Origin of the sequence: Mesorhizobium sp. LSJC269B00, assembly GCF_000502815.1 — a bacterium.
Classification (GTDB): Bacteria; Pseudomonadota; Alphaproteobacteria; order Rhizobiales; family Rhizobiaceae; genus Mesorhizobium.
On the sequence record NZ_AYVN01000010.1, the window covers coordinates 130,005 to 146,394 of the forward strand.

A 16,390-nucleotide genomic window follows, 5' to 3' on the forward strand; every position below is an offset into this window, starting at 1 on the left:
AACCTTTCAGAGCTGCTGGAGTTGCGGAAGTGTGAGCGGGGTGACGGCGTAATCGCCGCTGCCGTCGAGACCCGTGACCTCGGCGATCGCGTCAACGCGGCGCGCGGGTCCTCTTCCGGCAATAAAGATGACCAAGTCGACGGCATCGGCGATCAGCCGGCGGGGAACGGTGACAACGGCTTCCTGGGCGAGCTGCTCAATACGATAGAGTGCGGAGCGTGCCGAATTGGCGTGAACCGTGGCAATGCCGCCGGGATGTCCGGTGTTCCATGCCTTCAGCATATCGAGCGCTTCCGCGCCTCTGACTTCGCCGACGATGATGCGGTCGGGCCTCAGCCGTAAGGTCGAGCGTACGAGATCGGCGAGTGTGATGGAGCCCCGCCTCGTCCTCATGGCAACGCAGTCCTTGGCCGCGCATTGCAGCTCGCGGGTGTCCTCAATCAGGATCACCCGCTCATCGCATTCGGCGACTTCTGCCAGTAGAGCATTGGTAAGTGTCGTTTTGCCCGACGATGTGCCGCCGGCGACCAGGATGTTGCGCCGCTCGCGCACTGCCTTCCTCAGGGCATCAGCCTGCAGCGGGAGCATGACGCGATCGGCGACGTAGTTGGCCAGCGTGTAGAGTTTTGCCGCCGGTTTGCGGATGGCGAAGCATGGCGCCAGCACGACCGGCGGTAGCAGACCCTCGAAGCGCTCGCCTGATGGCAATTCGGCACTGACAATCGGACTATCTGCATGCGCCTCGGCGCGTACATGGGAGGCGACGAGCCGGATGATGCGTTCCGCCTCGGAAGGATGCATATGCACGCCTGTATCGACCCGGCCTTCTCCCAACCGGTCGAGCCTCAGCGTGCCGTCGGGATTGACCATCACCTCGATAACGGTCGAATCGGAAAGGGCCTCGGTGATCGCGGCGCCCATGGCTGTGCGCAGCATGGCTCGGCGGCGGTGGTCCGCTGCGGGATGAGAGTTCATCCTTCGCCTCCGTTGCCATTGCCGTAACCAAGCGAGCGCTTCCCGGAGGCTATCTGGCGACCGACCTGCTCGACGAATTTGTCAAAGCGCTCTTGGGCGATCGCCTGTGTCGCCCGATCCGGAATTGGCGTGTGGGCATGAAGCGTGATTGAAAAGCGGATTAAGAGCGCCAGGCTCTCCAGAGTTATTTCGGCGTCCCGCCTGACATGGTCGAGATCGCGGGAAAGACGGTCCAGCCGCCTGCCGTAGCGCTGGTCGAGCTCGTTTTCACCACGCCGTTCGATGAAGGCCTCGACCGCTTTCGCGACGATTGCCGATTTCGTGGTCGACGGGTTGCGGCTGAGCGTTTCCAGCTTCTCGCTTAACGCGGGTTCGAGCAGAAACTGGTGGCGAATGCGATGGGGCTTCATACGTCTCGTTCCGACTGGCCGGCGCTGATGCGCCGGCGGTGCGAACGAACATCGCCGAAATCCGCAAAATCGCTTATGGGCGTTATCTACGCCGAGATACGCCTCAGTTGCGGAAAGCGTTCAGAAGCCGGGGATGATGTGCTTGTCGTCGCCCCTTCCCTCGTTGAGGCCGTAGGCGCTGGCGGCGGTGGAAACCCGGTCCAGGACGCGCTTGTCTGCGAGTGCCTCGGCGTCATCGTCCGCCAGATTGAAGAGGTCGTCTTGATCAGGCTCCCGAGAGACGACGACGTGTTCTTCAGGCAGGCCGGGATGACGCTGCTGTTGCGCGCCGCTCCCTTCTTCGATTGCCGCGCCGGCGTGTTCGTCATCGGCAGCGAGACGGCGGTCAACACTGCGGACTTGTCCGCTCCAATCGTCGGGGCGCGACGCAGGACAGTCCGCGTACAGACCGTCGCGCAACACCGGCGCCGGCAGCACCCGTTCGGTGAAATTCGGATCCTGGTAATAGCGCAACTTCTGGGCGCGGATCGGCGGCAACCCGGAAACAAGGATTAATTCGTCAGCTTGCGGCAACTGCATCACTTCGCCAGGCGTCAGCAGCGGGCGAGCGGTCTCCTGGCGACTGACCATGACGTGCGAAAGCCAGGGCGCCAGCCGGTGGCCGGCGTAGTTGCGCATGGACCTGAGTTCCGTCGCCGTACCGAGCGCATCCGATATGCGTTTGGCCGTGCGCTCGTCGTTGGAGGAAAAGGCAATGCGCACATGGCAATTGTCGAGAATGGCGTTGTTCTCGCCATAGGCTTTGGAGATCTGGTTCAAGGATTGCGCGATCAGATAGGCGCGGATGCCGTAACCCGCCATGAAGGCGAGCGCGGTCTCGAAGAAGTCGAGGCGACCAAGAGCCGGAAATTCGTCCAGCATCATGAGCAGTTGGTACTTGCGGCTTTTCTTCGGGTCACCTTCCAGCCGCTCCGTCAGTCGCCTGCCGATCTGATTGAGCACCAGTCGCACCAGTGGCTTGGTGCGCGAAATATCCGATGGCGGCACCACTAGATAGAGCGACATCGGTCGTTCCGCATCCATGAGGTCGGCAATGCGCCAGTCGCAGGCCGATGTTGCCGAGGCAACCGTCGGATCACGATAGAGCCCGAGAAACGACATTGCGGTCGAGAGAACGCCAGAACGCTCGTTCTCTGACTTGTTCAGCACCTCGCGAGCCGCCGAGGCCACGACGGGATGGACCCGAGGTGTGTCCGCCGTGCCGAGGTGGTTGGTGGTCATCATCCGCAGCAGTGTCGCGGCAAATGAGCGTTGCGGATCCGACAGGAAAGTGGCGACGCGCGCGAGCGTCTTTTCTTCTTCCGCGTAGAGCACGTGCAAGATGGCCCCGACCAAGAGTGAATGACTAGTCTTCTCCCAATGATTCCGCCGCTCCAGCGCGCCTTCCGGATCGACGAGAATGTCCGCGATGTTCTGAACGTCGCGGACCTCATCTGAACCCCTGCGCACTTCCAGCAGCGGGTTATAGCGCGCCGATCTCGAGTCGGTCGGATTGAACAGGAGGCAGAAAGAGAACTTCGACCGCCAGCCGGAAGTCAGCTGCCAGTTCTCGCCTTTGATGTCGTGAATGACGGCCGAGCCGGTCCAGGAAAGAAGCGTTGGAACGACCAATCCCACGCCCTTGCCCGAACGTGTCGGCGCAAAGGCCATGACATGTTCCGGCCCGTCATGTCGCAGATAGTGATCCTTCAGTTTGCCGAGGAAAACGCCGGCCGGCTCAAACAGGCCTGCCTTCTCGATTTCCCGAGCCGCGGCCCATCGTGAGGAACCGTAGGTGGTGACCAACCCCCTCTGCCGCGCGCGCCAGAGGGAGCCAGCTATTGCGGCCGCACACCCCAAGAATCCGCTGGCTCCGGCAAGCATGCCGGCCTTGTCGAAGACCTCAGGCGCATAGGCGTCGAAGTGAAACCACCATTCGAACAGTTTCCACGGCTTGTAGATCGGCCGGGCCGCCGCGGCAAACCATGGCGCGCCAAGCTGCGGCTGATATTCCAGCATGTGGGCGCACCATTGCGTTGCCGCCCATACGCCAACGATGACGATGGCGAACACAACTACGATCTGGCCGACAAGGAGCTTCGTCGGTGTCACGGGCACAGCCTCCACTGTTTGGTCGTAGATGGAAGCAGCATAACGTGACGTTTCAGAATATCGAAGATACCCAATATACGCGCCCGTGCGATGCAGTGAACGTTGCAGGCTTGGAAGACTGGGGCGCCAAGAAGTGTCATCGCGAAGGGCGACGAGCGAATGACTTGTATGGGGCCGGAAACGGACTGGCAGGTTTGAAGTGTCTATTCGGGACTAGCTACCGTTCAGCATCCGACCTCAATGTCGAACGTCTGGGGACAAATTTCGCCATACTCAAAGCCGTTCGAACTGCGGCTGGAAGTTAACTTCCATCGCGCCGGGCGCGTACGATTTGCGTTCCGCACAGTAGATGGTGCACCAAAATAATCGTGGTCCACCTTGGATTACTTCACCAGCCTTAGCTGGCCACGAGGAGGCGTAATTGGTTCTCTCCGCGGGGCCGACGGCACACCAACGGTCACGAGACCAAACAACAGTTTCGCTAGCTCCGCCTCAGGCAACGAAAGAAGCTGGGACAACCCGACTAATCCCAACTGTTCATCCCGGCGAACCTCGCTTAGCACCTTCTGCCAGATCTGGGATTGCTCGCGTCGAATTGGCGAAGGCTCTGCAGTCCGCCAGCCCCGCCTAGAGATCTCGACGAAAATCTGCTGGTAATTCCATTTGGTAAGGAGGCCGATCTCGTGCAGTCGGTAAGCCATAGCAGCAACCGATACTGACCACTCTTGCTTCAATTGCACGACTTTTGGAAGCCCGGAAACTCGCCCCACAGCCCGGAGCGGCGCCTCTGGCATCAAGAAGGCTGCGGCAAACTCATTAGCCTGCTTCTCAGCCTCCAGGCCATTTGGCGAAGCATGCTTGTGCAACACGAGGTGCCCGAGCTCATGCGCCGCGTCGAATCGGCTTCGTTCTGCCGATTTTTGGGTGTTTAAAAACACATAAGGCCGCGCCCCCCGCCACAGCGAGTACGCATCGACCTCTTTGCCATCTTCCCCAAGGGAGAAGACTCTAACACCTTTCAGCTCTAGCAAATGAACCGTGTTCTTAATGGGTCTGTTGCCCAAGCCCCAATAGTCTCGCAGCCCGGCTGCCGCAGTCTGAGGTAACTCTTCTCGCATGTCCGGTAGGTCAGCGTCCGGCAGGTCAAACTCTCCGTCCAGCCAGTCCGAAAGAAGGAAGGCTACAGCGCCAGCGGCGATCGCACCGTCTCGCTGCCGAGCCGTCATCTTGCTCATAGAGCGAAAGCTCACACCTTCCACCAGTGGAATGTCCAGGTCGTCAGCCATGAAGAATTCGAGAGGGAAGCCGAGTACCCGCGCGAATTTTCGAGCTACGTCGTCGCTAGGCAGGTATTCCCCAGCCTCATAACCGGTCACNAAGCCGAGTACCCGCGCGAATTTTCGAGCTACGTCGTCGCTAGGCAGGTATTCCCCAGCCTCATAACCGGTCACAGTACGAGGTTCGATACCAACTCTGGACGCAAGTTCTCGCATCGTCAGCCCGGCGCGCTGACGAGCTACTTTCAGCCGCGATTTGTTGAACATTCTATGCGGCCTTGCGCTTCACCGGCACGTCGATATCGGGCGTGTTATCTATCTTCTGCGGCACGCCGCCGTCCACACCAGGTATGGGGATGAAAATGCGTTCAGCCCAATCTGTCACCATTTGGTCGTCGAAGTCTGACGGCAAGGACAGCTCGGCCCGGCATTGTTCATCATCAATGTTTATTAGCAGCATATAAGTCTTGTAGTTAAGGACCGTCACAGCCCGGAGCAGATCAGCTTTCACTGTATCGGGAAAGAGATCGCCCTCCACACTGTTCTTCAAGACGGCCGCCTCCGTAAAGAGACCCTTGAGTGACTTTGTTCTTGGTATGCCAGGCCATCTGCAAGTGAGGTGGTCGGCACTTGCTACGACAATGTTGATCTTACTCGAATCGTTGATCACCAACGAGTAGTTGCTCGGATCGTCCTTGCGCCAACCAAGCGGCACCAACTCATCTCGCAGAGTGCGCACTACCATTCTCCAGGCTTCGGTACCGGGTATGAACGGCGGGTCATTGTCAGTGCAATTCAACCGGGCCAAGTGCCCAGCCTGTACAGCCTTGATCAAGGCCTCAACAGAGATGCCCAGTTCCATTAGACGGCGGCGAGCGTCAAAAGGATGCTGGTAGAGTGAGGCGCTTGCTACAGTGCTCATTGACCGATCCAACTTCATTTTTTTCACCTTCTAGCAGGTAAAGAAAATGAAGTCCAGTGGGGCGGCAGTGTTTTAAAAGCAGTCCCGATGCCGATGGAGAAACGGCGCCGCGGGCTTTCCGCGAGCGACCGACGGCTTTCGAACATGAGAGCTCGCCGGCTGCCGTAAGTGCAGGGTGCCTAGGACTGAAGGAGAAATGGGAAGCGCGTCATCCGATCACGCTTGTAGAAGCTTTCGCCTTTCTCGACGTGTGTGAGCGAGTTCCTATTTCGGAAACAGGCCCGCGCGCCCTGCGGCCGCTTGCCGGTGAAATGCGTTACATGGGGTTGCCCCTCCAACAGCGCTGGAACATCGACATTTTCCAGAGTGATCAACTAAAGGTTGGCCAGCATTTCCGAGAACGCCTTGAATGCGCGATCCTTCAAGGGTGTGCTTGCGATCGCACTATCGCTCGTAACGCGCCTGTCCCACGTCGCTATGACCTCAGCCTTGAATTTGCCAGGACGAAGCAATAGGTCACGCAACTCTGTGCTTGGCCCGCGAGGCGCGACGAACGAGCATCTTCGAGGAGGAGGTGAATGCGCCGGAAGATGATCTTGCCAGCGTCCTCACACGCCGTGGGCGTCGAAAGCGGGACTTCATAGTGTTTTGCATTGGTAATTGTCCCACACGCCTTGGCAGCCGGCGGGATGAGCACAACCCGATGACATCGCGTCCCTGGTCACCCGATCGACCAAGTCGCTTGACGGACGTATAGCCGCTCAGACCTTTCTGCCATTCCGAGATGAAAATCTCCCATTCGGTGGCATCATAAGCGCGCACGAGCTTCACAATAGGCGCTAGATTCACGTCTTCCTCCGCCACCCACTGTTTCTAGCGGCCTCTTTCCAACCCTAAAGCCTATTCCGCGCCAGATTGAACAGTTCGCCATGGTGTGGGCACCGTCGCGAACTGACTGACGCGGTTATTTTTCAAGCTCGGCGCGGATGCGACGCAATTCTCCTTCGATCAGAACCGCGGCATCGGCGTCTTTGAGAACTAAGTAGAGTTTCTCCGCCTCTTCGTAAGCCCACATGGCAGCCTGAAGTGCCTCGCCTTCATCTATATCCCGAAGGCCACCGAGATAAAGTCTGGCAGATTCCTGATATAGATCTGCGGCACGACGGTAACTGTCCTTCGCCTCGTCCGGCGCGTCGTGTTGGATCAATTCGGCCAACCCACGGAAAGCCACAGCCAGATTCCTCACGACACCCGCGGACCAGGATTCAGGAGCGACTGCCCGCTGCGAAACGTCCTCCAGGATATCTATCGCTCTGTGATAATCGGCCTCCGACTTGCTTTGCCGGGCACGCATGCACAGCAGGATCCCCAGCCTCTCTTCGGCCGCCAATTTTTGACGCGATTGTGAGCCTCCGGTCAAAACCGTGAGCGCTCTGTCCAGAATTTCGATAGCGGCGGTGAGGTCATTAACCGCTGCACCTTCGTCTCCCTGCTCAGCAACCGACTCCGCAAACCCCAACGCAGATTCAATCCAGTCCGATCGCGAAAGTGTTGGATTAATCTCCTCTGTCGCAGCGCGGAATGTTTCCATGGCCCGGCGGAAGGCTTCTTTCGACTGGACCCCATTTTGATTCCCAGGAGCTTCTGCAAGATCAAAGAGGGTCTGTGCCAAGATTGTACGTGCCTTGCCGTCATCGGCCCCGCCAGCTTCGAAGAATGCCGCCCAAGCCTTCACACTCGCTGCCAACAGGTCAGATGCCTTTGCGGTGCTGCCTAAGCGGCCAAGACTGATCGCACGTAATCTGGCAGCATCGGGGTCGCTCGATGCCATAGCTTCCGTCACACCTAGTACAACGCTGCTATCCCGTCCGCCGAGGCTGTCAATCGTTGCCTGTTCGAGGATCATGTCCTCAGCGCTTGGAGCTGACGCGCTACGCAGACGCCCGATCCCAAGGCCGAAGTCGCGTTTGAGACGTGCAATGACCGGATCTGTCGGATCAGCGATAAGTTTTTTTCGGCTGTCGAGCACAGCTAGCGGGTCGGTCATCCAACCAGGCGCGCCAAATCCAAGACCTCGGACCAGCTGTGCAAAGAACTTGTCAGCGTCCTGATTCAGAATCGCGAACTTGTTTCGGCCTGCCAACATTTTCCTCACGCGGGGATTCAACGCTTCAATTGAATCCTCAAACAGGACCCAAAACACCATCAGATTGGGTATCGCTGCGCAGGCTCGTTCGAGGAGGGTGACAACACCGCCCTCCTCGCTGCCTGAATAACCAACCACAACCAATAGCTCAGCGTCTTTCAGGCCAAACATTGTTCCCTGCATGGACAGGTCGTCTTGAGTAGCGAACGTATCCCCCACGCTATTTCTAAGCTCATAGGTATACATCGATCCGTGCAGATGGACGACTTGGGGATGGTCTGGGAGTGAGGCAACACGGCTCAGTGCCGACAGACCATCAGCCACCACAGGTATCATCCCCGCCAAGATGATACCCTGGAGTACGAGCTGATCAAAGTTGGTGGTCAGGACCGTGTGCGCATAGTGGCAACGCACCAGCTCACCAAGGCAAATGTGAGCCCAATTCACCTTGCCATCACTGCGATCGATCGCTGCCTTGATGATTGCACGCTGTTTGTTATCTGATCGAAAAAATTGCTCGAACAGATAGCCGTATAGCCGTCCCCAATTGGGGTCTCCCACATCAAAGTTGGGTAACAGCCTAGCTATATCCGTAAGATATTCTCGCTCATCGAGCCAAATCAGAGCGCGTGACGGGTCCAGCGTCTCCGTTTCAGGCGCACTCTGAAGTTTCGCCAACTCGCGCGTCAGATCCTTCGCTATTTCGCTGGCCATGGGTATGCCCGCAGATCGCGAACATCCGGCGCCTATCAAAAAGACCGCTCCCGTGCAGCGCTGTCCGTCTCCCCACTCGCATCCTGATTTTGCGATCTTGAGCTGAATACTCAGCTCTCTGACGCTGACGGGAACGGGGCCGTCGAGTGGTGCAGACACCGAATCCATCCTTGGTATCACCTAGGTTGACCGCCAATGTTGAATACACTTGAGTTGTACAAAAAATTTCGACGATGTCTCTAATGCATTGGAAAAAACTTAAGCGGACCAGCTAAGATCGCAGCATGTGAAGCAAGGTTTATCTTTTACGAAGTTATCGCCGGATATGTATGTCGATAGCCAAAAAGAAACTAGCGATGATTTTTTGACACAATTTACAGGACAATCCCAACGAAAGCGCTCGCCTAGGACGCTTTCGGTCATCCTGCCCCGCTAGATCGCCAACATTATTGGATTTTCTATTGAGAGGGTCGATTTCAATACATTTCTTGGCTCGCGGATTCGAACCAATGGGCCCCAGAAGCCAAATTGAAATCTAGTAGCGTATGTGCTTTCGCATGCTATAATCGGGTGGTCAAAAATCTGGAGCTACAAATGCCAAATCCAAATCAGCAACAGGCGTCCACCCCTTCAGCCGTGCCGAATCGTGACGTACGTACGGCGCTTTTGAAGGGCCGTCTGGCCAACCCCGCCCTGCAACGACTGCAGGGGCGCGTCTTGTCCCAGGCTGAACCAAGCGACGTCATCACAAGCTATGACAGGATGCATCATCGCCATAGCCGGTCATGACAGTTAGCGAGGCGCCACCCCGGATTACCTCGTTCCTGGTTAAGGTCGCCTCGCGCTGCAACCTCGACTGCGACTATTGCTACGTATACCACCATGCGGATCAGTCTTGGCGCTCGATGCCGAAGCTGCTTTCGGCTGGCGATCGTAGCGCTTTTGTAGAAAGGCTTGCGACTTACTTGGCTGAAGAATCGATCAAGCGCTGCACGGTCATCTTCCACGGCGGCGAGCCTTTGCTAGCCGGCGTCGAGACAATCGTAGCCTTCGCGGGCCAGATCCGTGCCGCGACCCCATCTGCGGTCGATATCGGGCTGCAGACAAACGGCCTCTTATTGACCGAAGCGGCACTTGAAGCGTTTGAGGCCGCCGATATCAGCATTTCGCTCAGCCTAGATGGGCCGAAATACGCCAACGACAAGCATCGGAATTCAAAGAGGGGCCGTTCAAGTTTCGAGCGGGTCCAAGATGCGCTGGTGCGTCTCAAAAGCCATCCCAAGATCTTTGCAGGCGTCATCGCCGTCGTTGATCCAACAACGCCCGCGGACGACCTGCTTGCGTTTTTCGCCTCGCATGCGGTTCCCAAGCTGGATTTTCTGTTGCCGGATGCACACCATTTGCGTCAGCCGGTTGGCCGCAGCGAACGACCTGATTTGTATGAAGCCTGGCTTTGCCATGCCTTTGATGTCTGGCTTGATCGCTACCCGCACCTGTCCGTGCGAACGTTCGAGGCGCTGCTTGACGCGGTCGCGGGTCTGCCGTCCACCACCGACGCTTTTGGCCTTGGCGACGTAAGCCTCATCGGCATCGAGACCGATGGCAGTTACCACGACCTGGATGTGTTGAAGGTTACGAAGGACGGTGCGACGAAAATCGGCGGGACCGTTGCTGACACTGAGATTTCATCAATTGCTTCATCCGATCACTTGGCCGTGCACAGACAGTTGCTCAGCAAGCCGGGTCTCAGCGTGACTTGTCAAGAATGTGCGATCGTCGACATTTGCGGTGGCGGCTCGCTACCTCACCGCTACGGCGCGAACGGCTTCGACAACCCAACCGTCTATTGCGGGGAAATGACCGCACTTGTCGCCCATATCAAGGGGCGACTCCAAGGTCTGTTGGAGGGCGGAGCGCGACCGGTCGAGACGCTACCGGACACCTTCCGGTTTGAACACTACGAAGCGGCCGAGCTTGGCGGTGCGGAGATGGAACTCCTGTGCGAAGCAGCGCGCAATGCTCTGAGAAGTGAGTTTCTGGAAGCCGCCAGCTTTTTGCCTGCCGAAGAATTTCAAAAGGTCGCCGATCTCGGCGAAACCGAGCCGGAGCGAATGGCCGAGCTTTGCCAGCAGCCAGGAGCGGTTGCCTGGCAAAGGACGCTTGCCTCGCAGAATTTGGGGCGGCTGGTGCATACGGTCGACGGACAACCGTTGTCGGCCGACCCGGCTTACCTTGACGACTTGCTAGGCCGGTCCGAAGGCGACATGACGTCCTTGGCCGTCGCCAGCGAGGATTTTTGGCTGCGCAAACCGTTCGGCGATGCCATCTATTTCGAATCAGAGGCTTTTGCTACGCAGGCACGGTCGGTCGTCGAGGAGGCGTTGCGGATTATCGAAACGTGGCGCCCAGCTTTGGCAAACGAGATACGCATGGCCTGTCGCGCCGTGCAATTCGTTCGCGACCCGTTGGCCCACCCTGAGAAGATCGTGTCTTTCAGTGACAACACCGTACCTGGGGCGCTTTATGTGTCTGTATGGCAAGGCGAGCGGTTGATTGATCCCTATGATCTGGCCGATTCCTTGATTCACGAGCATCGCCACCAGAAGCTATACCTGCTCGAACGCATCTCGCCCACAGTCGAACCGACCGACATGCGCGTGGTTTCTCCCTGGCGGGAAGATTTGCGGCCACCTTCCGGACTGCTGCATGCAGTCTTTGTGTTTGTGGAACTGCGCCGATTTTGGCAGTTCGTGCGGCACAATGGGCCGTCGCGCCTGCACAATCGCGCGGTCAACCAGATCAGGGACACCGACGAGCACCTTGCAGAGGCCTTTGCGACGCTTTTGAGCTGCCCGCTTACCAAGACAGGCCGCTCTTTGACCGAAGTCCTCAAGAAAGCCTCGGAGTCGGTGCTAGAAGCGGCGTGAGAACATTGATGCTCCCGGTCGATCGCCTGCCGGCATCCAAGTCCAGGCGACACGCGGTTCTTCGCGACTATTTCTGTGACAAGGATGCAGATGCCATTCTGGGAGCGGCAGGATGGCATTTGAACCTATCCTGGCCGGATGGTCTCGAAAGGCATGTCGATCCACGGCTGCAAGAGGGGTTGGCATGGTGGAATGGCAACGTCACCCTACCGACGATGGCCCTGGCCCGCACCCGTAAGCGACACGTGCTGAGCGTTTTATATGATTCCTGGACCCTTCAAAGCTGGAGTGAATGGGTGGATGCCGCCGGCGTCCGTGCAGACGAGCATGTGCTAATCCTACACGTAGACGACCACCGGGATCTGGCGAGTCCTCGCCTATTCGAGGAAAACGGGAGGTGGAAAGACGCCATCACCGGGGAGTTTTGCGATCTTGGCAATCCCGCGTCTGTGCGCGCGGCCATAGAAAGCGGAGCCATCGGGATGGGTAGTTTTCTAACGCCTTTTCTACACGGTTTTCCGAAGGCTGAGGTACGCCAGCTGTGTCAACCGCCAAAGGTCACCAAGACCCAAGATTTCGCAATTGGACTGACCAGACAGGCTGACGATTTGCTGGATCCAAGCCAATTCCGGCCCGCAGTACATTTGACGCCAACTTCAAGGCAGACCGGCCCTGGGCTGTATCGTTCGACCCCCGACATCGATGATTGGCTCGAAGACCTACCAGCCCAGCCAACGGTCCTTCATATCGATATGGATTTCTTTAACAATCGCTATGACGGGGATACAGATTGGAAGAGCCGTGAGAAGCCCTTCGATCCAGCTTTGGACCATATCTTGGGAAAGATTGACGACATGACCGCCGCCCTTAACTGGTCCGGTCTTGGCTCGCAGCTTGTCGATATCGTGGTCGCCTATTCACCAGGGTTTTTCCCGGCCGAATATTGGCAAGAGGCCACAGCTCGAATTGTGCCGGCGTTGGAGCGGATCTATGAGCGCTAAGCCTTCCCCAACAGCAGCGCCTCGCCGCAGCCCTAAGCACCCAACGCCGAAACCCAAAGCCGTGCGGGCAAAACCGAGCCTCGAGTTTGTTCAACCTGATCTTGTCGTCCTCACGCCCACCAAAGGGACAGCTGAACGTGGCGGCGGGCCCGGCGGTGAGGCCTGGAAAATTGAAACTAATGGCAGACGGGCAGGCGTTGTCTTCATCAATGTCATCGATGAGCCTCCGGTGGGCCGCCACGCGTCTATTCAGATCTATCTCAATAAACCAAGTCAGGGTCGGCGGATCGGTAGAGTTGCTTACCGCAAGGCATGCGAGGCGAGCCGATACGACGTGATCTATGCCCACATGCGCAAGTCAAATCTTGCCTCGCGACGGGCAGCGGAGGAAGCTGGGTTCAAAGAAGACGCGCGACCGGGGGCGACGCAGCTTCTTATGGTCTGGCGACGCGCGGCGTGATGATGCGACCAAACTGGCTAAAGCCGTCATCAATGGTGGATCTGTACCAAGTGACGCTGAATGTGCGACCCGCGTTTCGGACCGAAGTGCAGGGCGAGGTCCGCGATGCTGAGATCGGACGATGGGCGAGGCTCAAAGGGCTCTATTTTTGCCGCGATCGGGATAATTTTGTCGTCTTCTCAAAACGTTCTGTGCTCGTTCGGCGGCTTCTCGCCATCGACCAGACCGTCGGTGATCACACGGTCTGGCTGGGACAGTGGCTTGGCTATCCGCGATGCTGTGCCCGCATAGCGCGGCGTGTCGGTGAAATGCACCTGGACGATTGGTCGGAGCAAATCTCTATGCGGCGTCACGTGGGGAATTTCTCGTTGACATCGGTCTCACATTACACAGCAGGCCGCGCCCTCATCAGCCATGTCCCTTGTTCCGCGCATTGTCGGGCGTCGCTCCACATGGCAACGCAGGTGCTAAAGCGATCGCACCGGTTCCAACAGCGCTTGGCCAACGTTCTCTCTTCACGAGGCTTCCGTGTACACAGCCGTCGTTGTTCCCTGCCTGAATGAAGCGGCCTCGCTTCTTGAGACCTGCATTTCGCTCGGTTTCAGCAGGGGTGCCACTCCTCCCGATACAGTGTTGATCCTGGTCGACAACGGCTCGACTGACGGCACTCTTGATGTGATGGATCACATCAAGAATGCCAATGTGGGAACAGTGCTGTTGGGGCAGACGCTCGAGCGCGGCTACGTGCCGCCGCGTCACCTGGGAGTGTCGATGGCGGAGACCTTCGCCGCTGAACTTAGTATTCCCAACAATGAGTTCTTGATCCTTCAAGCCGACGCCGACACCATCTATGGTGGGGGTTTCATCGCCTCTATGACGGCTTCCGCACTATCGGCGCCGCAAGATCTGATCGAAGGCATCGCTCGAACGACAAAAAGTTTTCTTGCAGAATATCCCGGCTATCACGCTTGCTGCGCATGCGCCGACGAAGCGGTATCGTGCATTTTTGTGCCTGAAGCCGACGAAGTTATCATCGACGACAAAGTCGCCGGATATCGCCTGTCCGAGTATTTGAAATGGGGAGGACACCGCCGAGAGTTTGATGCTAGAGGCGACGAGATACACGCGGAAACGTCGCGGCTTTTTATTCGCGCGAAAATGGTTGGGGCCAGGCGCACACGCGCTCCAGAAGCGGTGGCCTATCCATCACGACGCAAGACCGAGGCTAACCCGCTGGGGACATTCGCCACTGCAGGATTTCCGCGGGAAAGCCGCTGGTGGCACCGTTGGACCAGTTTGCATCCCAACCACCACTCACTGCGGGAATTCGACAGGTCCGATGCTTTGGAAGCGTTCGCCAATGCCGTGTTTGTCCGACAGGTTCACACGCTGATCCTGTTCGCTTTAGTTCCCACTCATGTTCGGTTGGCGCTTGATGGCCGAACAATCAAATCCTTAACGGGGTCGCCCCTCGTTCCCCTGCTGGAGAGAGTCGCCGTTGCGCCCGAGTCTCTGAGGACGACTCCTGGGCAACTGCTGGAGGGATATTTCGACCTGGCTGAACGCCAACCAGGGCTCTTCGCCGATTGCATAGAAAAGGCCCGCGACTACTCCCTGCCTTAATCGCCGTCGGCATTCCGAATATGACGCCTATCTACGTCAGCCACCCGATCCGCTCGGTCCGCAGTCCTGCCAAACAATAAGCGCTGGGAAGGGAATAGGCGCCGCTCGGGTGCATAGTTCGCCAGTGTTTCGCTTCTGGCGCAGCCGCGACCCCAGCGATCGCGGGATTGTCTTCTGTGGATGGCTCCCGCGATGCAAGAGGTAATTCGACATTATGGCGCGTTGGTCGGGTGCAGTCTTCTGTCCGGCCTGTTGATGCAGCCATTCGAGACTGCTGGCCCTGATGGGGTCGGCGAACTGGGTCCCAATCTGCTTATCAGGCTATGATGCCTCGGACATTCGACGGGTTGTCCCTGTTCCCGGCCTGACCGGTCTCGCCATCACATCGCGTCGCTCTCACAACCTCATGGAGCCGATCGATCGGCTCGAACTGTTCTCTGCCCTTAAAATTTCATCCTCTTCGAACCTTACGCCGCAAGGCTCGCGGCATGGCGAGCTTGATAGGTTTCGCCGCGCGCCATGATCGCCCACACCACGCGGGCCATCTTGTTTGCCATGGCTAGGCTTGCCACGCGCGCTGGCTTCCTGGCGAGCAACGCGAGGAGGCGCGGATCCGCTGTCTCCGGTTTGTATCTCGCCCGACGAATCAACGATGTAGCGCCGACCACCAGGAGCTTTCTCAGATACCGGTCGCCCATCTTGGTGATGCGGCCGAGCCGATCCTTGCCGCCGCTCGAGTTTTGCGAAGGTGTCAGCCCAAGCCAGGCGGCGAACTCTCGACCCGAGCGGAACTGACCCGGATCGGCAACCGAGGCCGCCAACGCTGTAGCCCCTACCGGACCGATACCGGGGATCGTCGACAAGCGTCGTGCGACGTCGTCGGTTCGTTGGAGGGCACTGATCGAACGGTCGATCGCCTGGAGACGAACATGGGTGTCGAGCACCTGCCCGCACAGGAGACCGAGAACCTGCGTTGCCATTGCCGGCACTTCCGGCGTCGCTTCCTTCGCGGCGATCTGGTGCGCCAGCCTGAGCGCCCGCTCCAAACCTTGGGGAATGTCGATGCCGAACTCAGCCAACAAGCCGCGGATCATGTTCACGAGTTGCGTGCGCTGCTTGACCAGAAGATTGCGTGTGCGGTGAAGCGACAGGGCCGCCTGTTGCTCGGCCGACTTCATCGCCACGAAGCGCATGGTCGGGCGTGTCACCGCTTCGCAGATCGCTTCCGCGTCCACCGCATCATTCTTGCCGCGCTTCACATAAGGCTTCACGTAGCTCGGCGGCATCAAGCGGACCTCATGGCCGAGCTCCGTCAGTTCTCGAGCCCAGTGATGTGACGTCCCGCAGGCCTCGATCCCGATCAGGCAGCGCGGTAGCTTGACGAAGAACGGCAGAACTTGCGATCGGCGCAGTGCCTTGCGCACAACAACGTCTCCAGACGCGTCGACGGCGTGAACTTGAAAAATGCGCTTGGCCAGATCGAGGCCCACGGTGGTAATCTGCATGGCGGATGGCTCCTTTGCTCGGGTTGCCTGACAGCAAACCCACTGTGGCACTCAGATGCCGGGAGCGGGAGCCATCCACCTCATCTGCTTTGGGCAACCGCAAAACTGAACTCTGCGATCGACATTGAGGCGCATTGCCGCCCGCAGCGTTTGGGCCGGTAGCGAACCGGCAGATGTCGTTATCGCTCATCAGCGATAGCCGGCCTTCTGTCCCGTATAGCGAAGGCTGAGAATGGCCCGATGAGAGATTCCCGTTGACGGAGATCGCATCGTGGCGAG

The 16,390-nt window shown here is 58.2% G+C and carries 12 protein-coding genes; 4 read left to right on the top strand and 8 right to left on the bottom strand.

The genetic code is table 11. The features are described 5' to 3' along the window. Positions 1-6: 6 nt before the first annotated feature. The 6 genes from trbB to X771_RS143265 all read right to left on the bottom strand — a co-directional run bounded on the left by trbB (position 7) and on the right by X771_RS143265 (position 8,595). Entirely contained in the window at positions 7-975 is a 969-nt protein-coding gene (gene trbB / locus X771_RS143290) for a P-type conjugative transfer ATPase TrbB (RefSeq protein WP_023689363.1), read from the bottom strand. Then, positions 972-1,385: a hypothetical protein gene (locus X771_RS143285; protein ID WP_023689364.1), complete on the bottom strand. Its 414-nt coding sequence runs from the start codon at positions 1,383-1,385 to the stop codon at positions 972-974. Before X771_RS143285 ends, trbB begins: the two co-directional genes overlap by 4 nt. 120 nt (positions 1,386-1,505) lie before the next feature. Then, positions 1,506-3,536 (bottom strand): conjugal transfer protein TraG, encoded by a 2,031-nt coding sequence (locus X771_RS143280; RefSeq protein WP_023689365.1) that lies wholly within the window; start codon positions 3,534-3,536, stop codon positions 1,506-1,508. A gap of 383 nt (positions 3,537-3,919) precedes the next feature. After that, entirely contained in the window at positions 3,920-5,080 is a 1,161-nt protein-coding gene (locus X771_RS143275) for an ImmA/IrrE family metallo-endopeptidase (protein WP_023689366.1), read from the bottom strand. 1 nt (position 5,081) lies between these two features. Beyond that, positions 5,082-5,735: a hypothetical protein gene (locus X771_RS143270; RefSeq protein WP_084566807.1), complete on the bottom strand. Its 654-nt coding sequence runs from the start codon at positions 5,733-5,735 to the stop codon at positions 5,082-5,084. A 964-nt stretch (positions 5,736-6,699) separates the two neighbouring features. After that, positions 6,700-8,595 carry a hypothetical protein gene (locus X771_RS143265; protein WP_023689368.1) on the bottom strand — a complete coding sequence of 632 codons (1,896 nt, stop codon included), beginning with the start codon at positions 8,593-8,595 and terminating at the stop codon, positions 6,700-6,702. Between the two features lie 785 nt (positions 8,596-9,380). Between X771_RS143265 and yhhB the strand changes: the two genes are divergently transcribed. Genes yhhB through X771_RS1000000167080 form a run of 3 tightly spaced genes read left to right on the top strand, consistent with a single transcriptional unit; the run spans position 9,381 to position 12,983 of the window. Further along, a complete protein-coding gene (gene yhhB / locus X771_RS143260) occupies positions 9,381-11,522 on the top strand; it encodes a cyclophane-forming radical SAM/SPASM peptide maturase YhhB (protein ID WP_031202935.1) in 2,142 nt (713 codons plus the stop codon). A gap of 8 nt (positions 11,523-11,530) precedes the next feature. Continuing rightward, entirely contained in the window at positions 11,531-12,523 is a 993-nt protein-coding gene (locus X771_RS143255; protein ID WP_031202937.1) for a hypothetical protein, read from the top strand. Further along, complete coding sequence (locus tag X771_RS1000000167080) at positions 12,513-12,983, top strand: GNAT family N-acetyltransferase (RefSeq protein ID WP_084566806.1); 471 nt, start codon at positions 12,513-12,515, stop codon at positions 12,981-12,983. Before X771_RS143255 ends, X771_RS1000000167080 begins: the two co-directional genes overlap by 11 nt. A 179-nt stretch (positions 12,984-13,162) precedes the next feature. Here X771_RS1000000167080 and X771_RS1000000168280 read toward each other — a convergent pair whose 3' ends face one another. Further along, complete coding sequence (locus tag X771_RS1000000168280; protein ID WP_156933880.1) at positions 13,163-13,336, bottom strand: hypothetical protein; 174 nt, start codon at positions 13,334-13,336, stop codon at positions 13,163-13,165. Positions 13,337-13,511: 175 nt separating this feature from the next. Here X771_RS1000000168280 and X771_RS143250 point away from each other — a divergent pair, with 175 nt between their 5' ends. Continuing rightward, entirely contained in the window at positions 13,512-14,606 is a 1,095-nt protein-coding gene (locus tag X771_RS143250; RefSeq protein ID WP_023729041.1) for a glycosyltransferase, read from the top strand. Positions 14,607-15,073: 467 nt separating this feature from the next. Here X771_RS143250 and X771_RS143245 read toward each other — a convergent pair whose 3' ends face one another. Next, complete coding sequence (locus X771_RS143245; RefSeq protein ID WP_023689374.1) at positions 15,074-16,111, bottom strand: IS110 family transposase; 1,038 nt, start codon at positions 16,109-16,111, stop codon at positions 15,074-15,076. Positions 16,112-16,390: the final 279 nt, after the last annotated feature.